A 13639-nucleotide genomic window follows, 5' to 3' on the forward strand; every position below is an offset into this window, starting at 1 on the left:
CCATTAGCCACCTCGTTTTCTCTCTATAGGAAAAATTTTTGAATGTCATTCCATGTCACCACAAGCATCAGCAACATAAGCAAGGCAAAGCCGATAAAATGAACCATTCCTTCTTTTTGCCGGTCGACCGGCTTGCCGCGCACCGCTTCAATGGCGAAAAAGAGGAGCCGCCCGCCGTCTAGCGCCGGCAATGGCAACAAGTTGACAATCCCCAGGTTGATGCTTAAAATCGCGCCCCATTTCATCAAGTAGTAGATCCCAGACTCCGCAACTTTGCCGGTCGATACGGCGATGCCGACCGGTCCGGACAGCATATCAAGCTGAAACTGGCCGGTGATCAATTGGCCGAGCCCCGTTACAATTTCCCGCGTCCAGTAATACGTCTCAACCAGCCCTTGCTTGATCGAGCCTAACACCGATTTTTCCATCGGCTGATAGACGCCGATCAAGCCGATCGTCTCCCCTTGCACCGTTTTCGCCTCCGGAGTGACCATCACACTCCGTTCTTTCCCATTCCGCTCAATTTGAAACTGAAGCGGTTCTCCCGGATGGGCGCGAATCGTGTTGACGATTTCCGTCCATGTTTCCATCCGTTCGCCGTTAATGGCGATCACTTCATCCCCTTGCTTCAAGCCGGCGGCGCGCGCCGCTCCTTCCGGCGTCAGCTCGCCGATCACCGGCTTGTCGACCGGATAGCCTTGCAAAAGACCGATGATGATAAAGACAACGAGCGACAAGAGAAAGTTGGCGAGCGGTCCGGCCAAAATCGTCATCGTTCGCTGCCCGAGCGTTTTTGCCGCAAATTGGCGATGGTACGGAGCAATTTGAATCTCTTGGCGGTCGACGACGAAAAACGCCGGCTCCTTGACCGTAAACCGCTCGAACCGCTCGCCGTCCGTATAGCCGGTCACATACATGCCATGCTCTAAATCGGCCTCTTCCACTTCCACTACGCGGATATTCGGATAATCGTCCTTATGGTTGAGGACGATTTTTTCCACTTGGCCGCTCTCATCAAGCAAAAGACCGACGACTTGCCCACGCTTCAATTCAATCGTCTCCGGGTCTTCACCGGCCATGCGGACGAAGCCGCCAAGCGGGAGCAGGCGGATCGTGTACACCGTTTCGTTTTTCTTGAACGAAAACACTTTCGGCCCGAAGCCGATGGCAAATTCGCGGCACAAAATGCCGGCCCGTTTTGCTAGCAGCAAGTGGCCGAGCTCGTGAAAAAAGACAAGAGCACCAAAGACGACGATAAATGAAATGATCGATTCCAACGTTTCAACCACCTTTATGATAGTAGTGAGCGGACGTAGGCGCGCGCGTCCGCATCGATTTCACGAATGTCCTCAAGCTGCGGATCGCTCACTGGCCGATGGCGCTCGAGCGCGCGTTCAATCCACTCCTCGATGGCCAAAAACGGAATGCGCCCGGCTAAAAACGCCGCCACCGCCTCCTCATTGGCCGCATTCAACACCGTCGGCAGCGAGCCGCCGCGCTTGCCAGCCTCATAGGCGAGACGCAAACAGCGATAGCGGTCGAAATCAACCGGGGCGAAATGGAGCGCCCCAAGCGAGATGAAATCAAGCGGCTTGGCGGATGGGAGCGGCAACCGCTTTGGATACGCAAGCGCATATTGGATCGGAACGCGCATATCCGGCGTTCCAAGCTGCGCCAATACACTTGTGTCACGGAACTGAACGAGCGAATGGATGATGCTTTCTCGATGCAAAACAACCTCAATCCGCTCATACGGCAGCCCGAACAGCCAATGAGCCTCAATGACCTCAAATCCTTTATTCATCATGGTCGCCGAATCAATCGTAATTTTTGCCCCCATCGACCAGTTCGGATGGCAAAGCGCCTCCTCAACCGTCACATGAGCGAGCTCTCGGCGCGTCTTGTCGCGGAAGCTGCCGCCGGATGCGGTCAGAATGAGTTTGTCAACGTGTTCCATCCTTTCCCCTTGCAGACATTGAAAAATGGCGGAATGTTCACTGTCAACCGGCAACAGCGGCACACCGCGCCGCTTGGCTGCAGCCATGACGAGATGTCCGGCGACAACGAGCGTCTCTTTGTTGGCGAGGGCGATCGCTTTTCCCGCTTCAATCGCCTTCAGCGTCGGCACAAGGCCGACGCTGCCGACGACAGCGGTGACGACAACATCGGCTTGTGGGCAAACGGCTGCTTCAATCAATCCTTCCTCTCCGTACACGATCGTCGTCCGCCCCCGGTACTCGCGATAAAGAACTTCATACGCATCACGGTCAGCGACGGCGACAAGACTTGGGGAAAATTCAGCGATCAGCCGCCTCGCCGCCTCGATATTTTTCCCGACCGATGCGGCGGCCAAGCGGAATTCGTCCGGATGGGCGCGGATGACATCGAGCGTCTGTGTGCCGATCGATCCGCTCGCCCCTAATATACTAATATATTTCAATCGTTTCACTCCTCACCCGCTTATCGTACGATTTCAAGCAATATGTACAATATCGGCAGCACGAACAGCAAGCTGTCAAACCGGTCTAAAATGCCGCCATGTCCCGGCAAAATCGCCCCGGAATCTTTGACGCCGTAATGGCGCTTAAATGCCGATTCGATCAAATCGCCGAGCTGACCGAACATAGACAGCAGCAACGCGACGCCAAGCGCGGCCGCCAAACTGCCAAACGGCCCCGCCGCCCACTCGTAAATCGCGGCGACAACAGCCGCGGAAGCGATGCCGCCGATGGCGCCTTCCACCGTTTTTTTGGGGCTGATCTCCGGCCATAGCTTGCGCCGGCCAAACGCGCGGCCAAAGAAATACGCCCCAATGTCAGTCGCCCAAATGACAAACAACGCATAAACGAAGTACACGAACCCAACCAAACGAACAGCACCGAAACAGAAAAACCCTACGCCGACATAGACGACCGCCAAAACGACAAACGCCGCCTCATCGAACGAGAGCGCATTTTTCGTCACGACCGTACCGACAAGCAACAAAAAAGCCAAAGCGGCGAGCACGCCAAATTTGGCGGTCCCAGACGCCAACCACTCGCCGCCGTAACGGGCGGGAACAAGCAACAGCCAAAGGGCGATCAATCCAGCCGCTCCGACAAACGACAACGGGTGCATCCCTTTCATCCGCAACAATTCAAACAGCCCAATCGTGGCCAATATATATGTTACTATTATAAACGGAAATCCGCCAAAAATAACAATCGGCAAAAAGAGCGCCGCCGCTATGACTCCGGTGATGATTCGCTGCTTCATCGCGCTGACACTCCTCCAAATCGGCGGTCGCGCCGCTGGTAAGCGGCAATCGCCTCTAAGAAATGTTGCTCCGTAAAATCCGGCCATAAGACATCCGTAAACCAAAGTTCCGTATACGCCAACTGCCAAAGCATGAAATTGCTCAAGCGAATCTCCCCGCTCGTACGGATGAGCAAGTCAGGGTCAGCGAGCCCGCTCGTCATCAAGTACGAGGAAATGAGCGGCTCGGTGATGTCTTCCGGCGCGAGCATCCCGCGTTCGACGTCTTTGGCGATCTGCTTTACGGCGGCAGTGATTTCCGCCCGGCTTCCATAATTAAGGGCAAAGTTTAACACAAGTCCGGTGTTGCCGCTTGTTTCCTCCACGGCTTTCTCGACCGCCCGACGCGTATGATCGGGCAGCGCCTCCGTATGACCGATCACTTGGACTTTGACATTTTCGGCGACGAGCTCGGGAAGAAACGTCGTCAAAAACTGTTCGGGCAGCTTCATCAAATAATCGACTTCACTTTTCGGACGTTTCCAGTTTTCTGTCGAAAACGCGTAAAGCGACAAAATCTGAATCCCCAGCTCATTCGCAAAACGAGTGATTTTGCGCACAACTTGCATGCCTTCGTAATGGCCGGCCGCCCTCGGCAGCGCCCGCTTTTTCGCCCATCTCCCGTTTCCGTCCATAATGATGGCGACGTGGTTCGGCATTGGATGCCTGAGCACCTCTTCTTTCGTCACCGGGACGTCTTTCTCTTTTGTTTTTCGCATTTTATTGAACATACGAGTCCTCCGGGATCGTGTTTTGCCTTTCCATTATAGCAAAAAAACCCTCCATCAACATAGAGGGTTTGCATGGTTTTGCCTATACTTCCATCACTTCTTTTTCTTTTTCTTTTGTGATGGCGTCAATTTTGGCGATGTGGTCATCGGTCAGCTTTTGCACTTCGTCCGTGTAGCTGCGGAGCTCATCTTCCGTAATCTCGCCGTTTTTCTCGAGCTTTTTCAATTCATCGTTCGCATCGCGGCGGATGTTGCGCACCGCGACTTTCGCGTCTTCTGAATACTTTTTGACAAGCTTCGCGAGCTCGCGGCGCCGTTCCTCGGTGAGCGGCGGAATAACAAGACGAATGACGGATCCATCATTCGATGGCGTCAGCCCTAAATCCGATGCTAAAATCGCTTTTTCCATTTCTTTAATGGCCGATTTGTCGTACGGCTGAATGACAAGCAGCCGCGCTTCCGGCACGCTGATGGAGGCCAGTTGGTTGATTGGCGTCGGCACGCCGTAATAGTCAACGGTTACTTTCTCAAGCAGCCCGGCGTTTGCCCGTCCGGCGCGAATGCTTGCCAGCTCGCGGGTGAACGCTTGCACCGCTTTATCCATTTTTTCTTTCGCCTGTTGGATCACTTGCTTTGCCATCGTTATTTCCCCCTTACGATCGTTCCGATGTTTTCACCTAACACAGCGCGTTTAATATTGCCTTCTTCCATAATCGAGAAGACGATGAGCGGAATGTTGTTATCCATGCAAAGCGAGGAAGCAGTCGAATCCATGACGCCGAGCCCTTGCTTGATGACATCCAAGTACGACAGCTCATCGTATTTGACCGCATTGGCGTCGACGTTCGGGTCGGCGCTGTAGACGCCATCGACGTTGTTTTTCGCCATTAAAATGACGTCCGCTTCAATTTCCGCCGCCCTTAAGGCCGCGGTCGTATCGGTCGAAAAGTACGGGTTGCCTGTGCCCGCGGCGAAAATGACAACTCGTTTTTTCTCAAGATGGCGAATCGCCCGGCGGCGAATGTACGGTTCGGCCACTTGCCGCATTTCAATCGATGTTTGCACCCGCGTTTCCACGCCGAGCTGCTCAAGGCTGTCCTGCAAGGCGAGGGCGTTCATCACCGTCGCCAACATGCCCATGTAATCAGCCGTCGCCCGATCCATGCCCATTTCGCTTCCCGTTTTTCCACGCCAAATGTTGCCGCCGCCGACGACGATGGCGACCTCGACGCCCAGTTCAACCACTTCTTTCACTTGTTTGGCGATCGACTGAATGACCGCCGGTTGAATGCCAAACCCTTGCTTTCCGGCGAGCGCTTCCCCGCTCAACTTTAACACGACGCGTTTGTATTTTGGCTGTTCCATGTCCAACCTCCATGATGCGAGTCGCTTTGAAAAACAGGGAACACGCGCGTGTTCCCTGTTGCGGTCCGTCATTGTTTTCTGACTTGGCTCATGACTTCTTCTGCAAAATTGTCTTGGCGTTTTTCGAGCCCTTCGCCGACTTCGTAACGGATGAACTGCTTGACTGCTGCTCCGTTCGATTCGACGTATTGGCGCACCGTCACATCTGGGTTTTTCACGAACGCTTGCTCGAGCAGGCAGACATCTTCGTAAAACTTGTTCAGCCGGCCTTCGACCATTTTTTCAACGATTTTCTCCGGCTTGCCTTCGTTTAAGGCTTGCTGCTTCAACACTTCACGCTCATGCGCAATCTCTTCCTGCGGCACGTCGTCGCGCGAGACGTATTTCGGATGAAGTGCGGCAATGTGCATGGCGACATCTTTGGCGACGTCTTCGCTCGCATTGCCGGCTAATAACGTTAATACGCCGATGCGCCCGCCCATGTGCAAGTACGCACCGAACGTTTCGCCGTCCGCTTTATTGACGACGGCAAAGCGGCGAAGCGTAATTTTTTCACCAATTTTGGCGATCGCTTCGTTGATGTAGTCTTGGACGGTCGAGCCGTTGTCCATCGTTTGACCGAGCGCTTCATCAAGCGAAGCCGGCTTTTGTTTCAGCAAGTGGGCGGCCAGCTCTTTGACAAGCGTTTGGAATGCTTCGTTTTTCGCAACGAAGTCCGTTTCCGAGTTTACTTCCAAAATGACGGCGGTATTGCCTTCCACCGCGATGTACGCCATCCCTTCGGCCGCGATGCGGTCCGCTTTTTTCGCCGCTTTGGCGATTCCTTTTTCGCGCAGCCAGTCGATCGCTTTCTCCATGTCACCGTTTGTTTCGGTGAGCGCCTTTTTGCAGTCCATCATGCCTGCGCCTGTTTTTTCGCGCAGTTCTTTCACCATTTGTGCTGTAATCGCCATAAAAAAATCCTCCTTCTCATTGTCCCGTATATGTATCGGTGCCGGCAGCGGCTTCCCGTTTTGCCCTTATTCGTTAGTATAGCCAAAAGTTGCTCATTTCTGTCTCAAAAAAAGGTGATAAAAGGCTTTCCCCTCTTATCACCTTTCTTGTGCATCGTTACTCTGCTGCGACGGCCGCTTCTTCGCCTTGTTTCGCCTCAAGCACGGCGTCGGCGATTTTCGAAGTCAACAGCTTAACAGCGCGGATGGCGTCGTCGTTGGCCGGAATGACATAGTCAATTTCATCCGGATCGCAGTTCGTATCGACGATGCCGATGATCGGGATGTTCAGCTTGCGCGCTTCCGCCACCGCGATCCGCTCTTTGCGCGGGTCAATGACAAACAACGCATCCGGCAGCTCTTTCATGTCTTTGATGCCGCCCAAAAACTTCTCAAGACGCTCTTTTTCTTTTTTCAAGCGAATGACTTCTTTTTTCGGCAGAACATCAAATATTCCATCTTCTTCCATTTTTTCAATTTCACGCAGCCGTTTGATCCGCTTTTGGATCGTCGCGAAGTTCGTCAGCGTGCCGCCGAGCCAGCGTTGGTTGACATAAAACATGCCGCAGCGTTCCGCTTCTTCCTTCACCGACTCTTGCGCTTGTTTTTTCGTGCCGACGAACAAAATTTTGCCGCCATTCGCCGCCAATTCGCGGACGAAGTTGTATGCTTCCTCGACTTTTTTCACCGTTTTTTGCAAGTCGATGATATAGATGCCGTTGCGCTCCGTGAAAATGTATTTTTTCATCTTCGGATTCCAACGGCGCGTCTGATGTCCAAAGTGGACGCCAGCTTCAAGCAGTTGTTTCATCGAAATAACCGACATGTATGCTCCTCCTGTTTCCTTAGTGGTTTTTGGTCCTCCGCCTGCCTCATCTTTCAGCAAGACTGGCGTTGCCAGCACCGTTGCTGAAATCACCAGGCGTGTGTATTCACACCATGAAAAAATATATCACAACTGCAAGCGGCAAATCAAGCTGTTATTCGCCTATTGATTCGTTTTTTGCGCAAATTTGAGCCATAGCTCGACTTCCGTTTTCCCTTTGCCGAGCTGTTTGGCAATTTCCTCAACCGTCTTTCCTTCCTCATATAGGCGGCGAGCATGCTCACTCGCGTCGGCCGATCGGGCGTGTGAAAGTTCGAGCACATCCTTGACCGCTTCGATGTCTGGGAAATAGCCCGGAGCGGCGCTTGGACGGCTTGTTTTGGCGCGTTTTTCGGTTTCTCCCCGCTCCGCCGGCTCGTTTCCCCCCTTTTTTGCTTCCGCTGTTCGCTTTTCGAACCCCGCTCCGATTTCACCGCCTCCTGCCCCCGGCATGGACGCCGTCTCTTTCCCGCTCGCGCCCCGTTGCACACTGGGCGCATCGTTCGTTTCCGGTGCAGAAACGAATGGAGCCGCGCCGCTATTAAGCAACGAGTCAAGTTCAGCCAAAAATCGCTCGTTTTCTTCCTTCCAAGAAGCGAGATAAGCGGTCATGGCTTCCTCGAGCTCCTCGGCCCGCCTCTCCGCCTCGCCAAGCCGCGACAGGCGAAGGAAAAGCACAATGATCAACCAAAACGACAAGGCGTGCAGCAGCAAACTGATCGTTAGCCAAAATGCCATCATGATGTTCACTATCCTTGAATGTCGATCGTTTTTCCTTTATAAGGGTGTCCTCCAAAACGGGACGCCTCCTGCTCAAGACGGGCGCTCGTTCGTTTATCCGTCACCCGACGGCGCGCACGCTCCGCCCGCTTTTGGCCGGCAGCTGCCATTTGCGCCTGCACGGCATAGGAGTGTTGTTGCGTTGAGGTTTGAAACCTTTCCGCGTCGGGCGCTTTCGGCATGACGCTTTGCAACGCTGGAAGCTGGATGTCCATCGCGTTTTCTCTCCCCTCATAGCTCTTTTTCAAAGAAGCGGCGCAGTTTCCAAAGCGCTTTCGCATGAATTTGTGAAATTCTTGATGTCGACAAATGCAAAAGGCTCCCGATTTCTGTAAACGTCAGCTCCTCTTTGTAAAACAAACTGATGACGAGCTGCTCTTTTTCATTCAACTGTCCAATGGCTTCAGCCAGCTTTTCGATCATTTCCTGCTTGACGATTTGCTCCTCGGGAAGCGGAGCGCGGTCGTCGCGAACCGAAAGCAGTCCTTCATCTTCGTCGACGGTCGTCTGCCCGAGCGGCAGCCAATGGGAAAAAAACGTTTCACTCGCCGCCGCCTGCACTTCCTCTTCCGTCATCCCGAGCTCAGCGGCGATCTCTTTCGCCGTCACCGATCGCATGTGCCGCTGTTCAAGCCGCTCGATCGCTTCCTCAATTTTTTTGGCCTTATCGCGCATGCTGCGCGGCAGCCAGTCTTCTTTGCGCAAACCGTCTAAGATGGCGCCGCGGATGCGAAACGAGGCGTACGTGTCGAACTTCAAATCACGCGATGGATCAAATTTCTCCAACGCATCGTATAAGCCGACGAGTCCAAGGCTGACGAGCTCATCCTTCGGCACGGAGCTCGGCAGCGTCGCCGAAAGCCGCTGTACGTGGTAGAAAACAAGCGGCATATAGCGCTGCACCAGCTCCTCGGCCGCGCGACGGTCGCGGCCATGGATCCACTCATCCCAATATTTCCGTTCTTCTCCTTTTAGCGCGCTTCCCATTCTTCTCCCCCTTGCCTTGCGGAAACGGCGCATCCTAGTCATATTTCCTTTATTTCTTGAGCGGCGGTGCGGATGGAGAGCACGCCCGTCTGCGGATTAAATTCGATCGTGCGGCCGCTATGGCCCCCGACATCTTCGGCGACGACTGGAATGTGAAGCCGCTCGAGCTGCTTTTTCACTTCCTCCACATTGCGCGCGCCAATGCGCATCATATCGCCGCCAACTGCCGAAAACGAAAACATTTGTGCCCCGCCAGCCAGCTTCGCTTTCAGCATCCCTTTCCGCCCGCCAGCGGCCATGACAAGCTGAACGAGCGCCTCGACCGCCGTATCAGCGTATTTGGCCGCATTGATGACTCCGCCGCGCGCCATCGAGGAATGCGGAAGCATGACATGCGCCATGCCGGCAACCGCCTTGCCTGCATCGTAAATGACGACGCCGACGCACGACCCAAGCCCGCACGTGCGGATGACATTCGGCGCTATGACGACCTCCATTTCCGCAATGCCGATTTTGACAGCCTGCGCTGTGCTCATAGACCATCCACACCTAGTGCTCGAAAGATAGTGGAAAACGACTCGGGATCAGGCAGAAGAAAGAAATGGCCGTTGATGCTTTCGTCCGGGCGCCGTTCATCATAAATGGCTGTGTCAATCAAAATGGCGTAATCGCCAACGCGCGACAGCTCAAGCAACCCAAACGACAGCACAGCTCCGATCATGTCAACGGCCAATGCCGGCACAGACGGGTGCAAGTTGAGCCGCGTAAAGTCAGCCAATGCCGACAAATACGAGCCGGCTAAAATATTGCCGAGCTCCTGAAGCGCCGAGCAGCCAAGCTCATGGGCTTCTCCTTGAAATGAAAATGAGTCATCGCCAATCATCCGGCGGACAAAACGCTCAGCCTGTTCCGGCGGCAGCACGAAAAACATGTTTCCCGGCGCTTCTCCTTCGATGCGCAAATAGACGCACGCCACTATTTGTTCCGGTCCACCGATTGATTCCATCATTTCGGCAAACGTCGCAATTTGAACGCGCGGCACCGCCATTTCAATTTTTTTGTTCAGCAACGTCGACAAAGCCGTCGCCGCGTTGCCGGCGCCAATGTTGCCGATTTCGCGCAAAATGTCAATATGCATCCCCGTCAAGTTGCGAATATCGTCCAAGGTCAATGCTCCTCTCTACAGGTTATCGGTCGAGCACTTTCGCCAAATCGAGCAAAATGAGGAGCCGATTCTCCACTTTCGCCACGCCGTCGATGTAACTTGCCTCAACGGAGCCAATGGCCTCTGGCGGCGGTTCGATGCTTTCCGTCGGCAGATCAAGGACATCATTCGCAGCATCGACGATAAGCCCAACTTCCATATCTTCAAGAGCGGCGATAATGATCCGCGTCTGCTCCCCATATGGTTCGGGGGCAAATCCAAACCGCTCGCGCAAATCGATGATCGGCGTCACAACACCGCGCAAGTTGATGACCCCTTTGACATAATGGGCCGTCCCCGGCACGCGCGTGATCGGCTGCATTTTCTCGATGGAACGGACATGCTGCACCGGCAGAGCATATTCTTCATCTTTCAGGCGAAACGCAATCACTTTCCAGTCTGCTTGCACACTGGCCGTCATCCAATCCTCCCCTTTTTTTCGACATGCCACTGAAAACGGCAGATCAACACTATAGTCTCCCTCGCACCGACACGGCCGTCCCCTACTTCACGAGCGCGTTGCAGTCGATAATCAGCGCCACTCGGCCGTCTCCTAAAATCGTCGCCCCCGAGATGGCAAAAACGGAAGATAAATAGTTTCCAAGCGATTTCAACACGACTTCTTGCTGCCCGATAAACGAGTCAACCGCCAGCGCCGCCAGTTTTTCTCCTTTCCGGACAATCACGACCGCCATCACATCTCCGTCATCGGCCGCTCCGGGAACAGCGAAGACGTCTTTCAGGCGGACGAGCGGCACAATTTTGCCGCGAAAATCGATAACCGGCTGGTTGTGGGCGGAAAAAATCTCTTCTTTTTTCACCAGCGCCGTCTCAATGATCGATGACAGCGGAATCGCGTACGTTTCCTCAACGATTTGAACGAGCAACACCGAAATGATCGACAATGTGAGCGGCAGCTGAATGGAAAAGAGCGACCCTTTTCCAGGCTGCGAATCGACCGAAACGGTGCCGCCGAGCGATTCAATCGTGCTTTTGACGACATCCAAACCGACGCCGCGGCCGGAAATGTCCGAAACTTTTTCAGCAGTCGAAAAGCCGGGAGCGAAAATAAGCTCGTAAATTTGCTGATCGTTCAAATGCTCCGCCGCCTGCGGCGAGACAATGCCGCGGCTTTTCGCCTTTTGCAGCACCTTCTCCCGGGAAATGCCGGCGCCGTCATCTTCGATTTCAATAAAGACATGGTTGCCGCTATGGTACGCTCGCAATTGAATGATCCCTTCTTCTGGCTTTCCGCGCCCCGCCCGGACGTCCGGCGCTTCGATGCCGTGGTCGAGCGCATTGCGGATCAAATGGACAAGCGGGTCGCCGATTTCATCAATCACCGTCCGATCAAGCTCGGTATCCGCGCCAATGATGTCAAGACGCACCTTTTTGCCGAGCTCGCGGGCGAGCTGGCGCACCATGCGCGGAAAGCGGTTGAACACCGTTTCGACCGGCACCATGCGCATATTTAAAATGATCGTCTGCAAATCGCTCGAGATGCGAGACATCCGCTCGACCGTTTCCGTCAATTCGGCATGGTTCAGCTCGCGGGAAATTTGCTCAAGCCGACCGCGGTCAACAACCAATTCTTCAAATAGGTTCATCAACCGATCGAGCCGTTCAATGTTGACGCGGATCGTTTTCGTCGCCTGTTTTACTGTTTGTTTTTCCGGCGCCTCTGCTTCGGCTTGAACGGCCGCGGCCTGCTCCATAGCGGCCGGTTGTTGGGAAGCGGCCGCTTTCTCACTTTCTGACGGCGGTCCATCGCTCGATAGCCTAGACACCTTGACGTCATCAATTTCCGAAATGCTCATCAGCCGCTTTTGCAACTCATCGGCTGGCGCTTTGGATACGACCGTAACGAGAAACTCCCGGTCAAACTGTTCTTCCTCCAGCATCTCGACCGGCGGCGTTGCTTTCACAATTTCTCCGACTTCATTCAGCTGTTCAAACACCATATAGACGCGCGCCGCTTTCAACAAGCAGTCATCGCGAAGCCGAACGAGGATTTCGTAGACGGAAAATCCTTGCTCCATTGCCTGTTCAAGCACATGGTATTCAAATTCCCCATAGGCATGTTCAAGAGGCGGTTCTTCCCTTGCTGCCTGCTTGTTCGGCATCTCCCCTTGCTCGATTTGTTTCAACAGCTCGATTGTTCCCCTTACATCGCATGTTCCGTCGCCGCCTGCGGCAATGGAACTGATCATCGTCTCCAAATGGTCGACGGCCTCAAAAATGACGTCAAGCAATTCCGGGGTGACGGAAAGCCGCCGATTGCGGATGCCATCGAGCACGTTTTCCATTTGGTGTGTCAAATTGGCCAAGTCCTCAAACCCCATCGTGGCAGACATGCCTTTCAACGTATGGGCCGAACGGAAAATATCGTTCACCACCGACATGTCCTCCGGCGTTTTTTCAAGTTCCAGCAGCCGTTCGTTGATCGTCTGCAAATGCTCTTTGCTTTCATCAATAAATAAATCCAAATATTGGCTCATGTCCATGCCGTTTCCCCCCTACTCCCCGATCGATTGGACGATGGCAGCAGCGATGCTGTCAAGCGGTGCGATGACATCAACGACGCCAGCCTCAATGGCAGCAAGCGACTCAAATAATACGTCAACAGCCGGTCGATGGCCGGCGCGCGGCGGCGATTCGTCGAAACGGGCTTTAAGCGCGCCGCCTTCTTCGCGAACGATGAGATGGACGCCGCCTGGCGCGATATAGGCGGTGCCATTTTGCAGCACTTCCCCGTCTTCCGCCTCCTTGACGGTGATCGCGGCGAGCGCATGAAGCCGATTGGCGAGCGATGTCGTAAATCCTTTGGGCATATGCTGGACAGCGACGATCGGAGCGGCTAGATCGGGCGGAAGCTGCGTCAGCACCGTCTCGAGCGCGCGCGGGCCGCCGGTGGAAGTGCCGATCGCGACGATGGCCTGTTGCGGCCGCCCCGCCGCTTTGAACGATGGGCGCCAAGACGGACGTTGGCGGCGCGGAGCAGTCAAGGCAGCCACGTTCGCTTCGCTCGCGTGCAGCACTTTGCCAATCAGCTCGTCTTTCACTTTGTACAAATCGAGCGAAATCGGTCCGGACGGCTTGGCGACAAAGTCGACCGCCCCGTACTGCATGGCGGCGATCGTGTTTTCCGCCCCTTCGGTCGTCGTGCTTGACACCATGACGACCGGCACGGGATGATCCCGCATGATGCGCTGCAACGTTTCGAGTCCGTTCATGACCGGCATTTCCACATCAAGCGTCACGACATCCGGCCTTAGGGCGGCGATTTTCTCGAGCGCCTCCCGGCCGTTGCGAGCTGTTCCGATGACTTCGAGGCGCGGATGCTCGGACAAAAAATCACTGATCCATTTGCGCATAAACGCCGAGTCATCGACGACAAGCACCTTGATCGTCTTCATGTTCC

16 protein-coding genes are annotated in these 13639 nt (G+C 54.4%); all 16 read right to left on the minus strand.

Annotated elements, in window-relative coordinates; all coding sequences use genetic code 11:
- Positions 1 to 23: 23 nt before the first annotated feature.
- The 16 genes from rseP to B9L19_RS12260 all read right to left on the minus strand — a co-directional run bounded on the left by rseP (position 24) and on the right by B9L19_RS12260 (position 13634).
- Positions 24 to 1289, minus strand: coding sequence for an RIP metalloprotease RseP (rseP, locus tag B9L19_RS12185; protein WP_198527173.1), 1266 nt, complete (start codon positions 1287 to 1289; stop codon positions 24 to 26).
- A 2-nt stretch (positions 1290 to 1291) separates the two neighbouring features.
- Positions 1292 to 2440 (minus strand): 1-deoxy-D-xylulose-5-phosphate reductoisomerase, encoded by a 1149-nt coding sequence (gene dxr / locus B9L19_RS12190; RefSeq protein WP_025951109.1) that lies wholly within the window; start codon positions 2438 to 2440, stop codon positions 1292 to 1294.
- 20 nt (positions 2441 to 2460) lie between these two features.
- Complete coding sequence (locus B9L19_RS12195) at positions 2461 to 3255, minus strand: phosphatidate cytidylyltransferase (RefSeq protein WP_025951108.1); 795 nt, start codon at positions 3253 to 3255, stop codon at positions 2461 to 2463.
- A complete protein-coding gene (gene uppS, locus B9L19_RS12200) occupies positions 3252 to 4025 on the minus strand; it encodes an undecaprenyl pyrophosphate synthase (protein ID WP_047753348.1) in 774 nt (257 codons plus the stop codon). The genes B9L19_RS12195 and uppS overlap by 4 nt, the downstream gene beginning before the upstream one ends.
- 82 nt (positions 4026 to 4107) lie before the next feature.
- Entirely contained in the window at positions 4108 to 4665 is a 558-nt protein-coding gene (frr, locus tag B9L19_RS12205) for a ribosome recycling factor (protein ID WP_011230752.1), read from the minus strand.
- Positions 4666 to 4667: 2 nt separating this feature from the next.
- Positions 4668 to 5390, minus strand: a complete 723-nt coding sequence (gene pyrH, locus B9L19_RS12210; protein WP_011230751.1) for a UMP kinase — start codon at positions 5388 to 5390, stop codon at positions 4668 to 4670.
- Between the two features lie 68 nt (positions 5391 to 5458).
- Positions 5459 to 6343: a translation elongation factor Ts gene (gene tsf / locus B9L19_RS12215; RefSeq protein ID WP_025951106.1), complete on the minus strand. Its 885-nt coding sequence runs from the start codon at positions 6341 to 6343 to the stop codon at positions 5459 to 5461.
- A gap of 157 nt (positions 6344 to 6500) precedes the next feature.
- Positions 6501 to 7208, minus strand: coding sequence for a 30S ribosomal protein S2 (rpsB, locus tag B9L19_RS12220; protein ID WP_013145737.1), 708 nt, complete (start codon positions 7206 to 7208; stop codon positions 6501 to 6503).
- Positions 7209 to 7370: 162 nt separating this feature from the next.
- The gene (locus tag B9L19_RS12225; protein ID WP_025951105.1) at positions 7371 to 7988 is read right to left on the minus strand and encodes a hypothetical protein; all 618 of its coding nucleotides are present in this window, start codon (positions 7986 to 7988) and stop codon (positions 7371 to 7373) included.
- An 8-nt stretch (positions 7989 to 7996) separates the two neighbouring features.
- A complete protein-coding gene (locus B9L19_RS12230) occupies positions 7997 to 8242 on the minus strand; it encodes a hypothetical protein (RefSeq protein WP_025951104.1) in 246 nt (81 codons plus the stop codon).
- A 16-nt stretch (positions 8243 to 8258) separates the two neighbouring features.
- A complete protein-coding gene (locus tag B9L19_RS12235; protein WP_025951103.1) occupies positions 8259 to 9014 on the minus strand; it encodes a FliA/WhiG family RNA polymerase sigma factor in 756 nt (251 codons plus the stop codon).
- A gap of 38 nt (positions 9015 to 9052) precedes the next feature.
- Complete coding sequence (locus B9L19_RS12240) at positions 9053 to 9550, minus strand: chemotaxis protein CheD (RefSeq protein ID WP_014195468.1); 498 nt, start codon at positions 9548 to 9550, stop codon at positions 9053 to 9055.
- A complete protein-coding gene (locus B9L19_RS12245; RefSeq protein WP_047753349.1) occupies positions 9547 to 10179 on the minus strand; it encodes a chemotaxis protein CheC in 633 nt (210 codons plus the stop codon). Before B9L19_RS12245 ends, B9L19_RS12240 begins: the two co-directional genes overlap by 4 nt.
- A gap of 22 nt (positions 10180 to 10201) precedes the next feature.
- Positions 10202 to 10639: a chemotaxis protein CheW gene (locus tag B9L19_RS12250; protein ID WP_015374420.1), complete on the minus strand. Its 438-nt coding sequence runs from the start codon at positions 10637 to 10639 to the stop codon at positions 10202 to 10204.
- 82 nt (positions 10640 to 10721) lie between these two features.
- Positions 10722 to 12722 (minus strand): chemotaxis protein CheA, encoded by a 2001-nt coding sequence (locus B9L19_RS12255; RefSeq protein WP_047753350.1) that lies wholly within the window; start codon positions 12720 to 12722, stop codon positions 10722 to 10724.
- Positions 12723 to 12734: 12 nt separating this feature from the next.
- Positions 12735 to 13634 (minus strand): protein-glutamate methylesterase/protein-glutamine glutaminase, encoded by a 900-nt coding sequence (locus B9L19_RS12260; protein WP_089113950.1) that lies wholly within the window; start codon positions 13632 to 13634, stop codon positions 12735 to 12737.
- Positions 13635 to 13639 lie beyond the last annotated feature (5 nt).

The sequence above is a fragment of the Geobacillus thermocatenulatus genome (genome assembly GCF_002217655.1).
Lineage (GTDB): Bacteria > Bacillota > Bacilli > Bacillales > Anoxybacillaceae > Geobacillus > Geobacillus thermocatenulatus.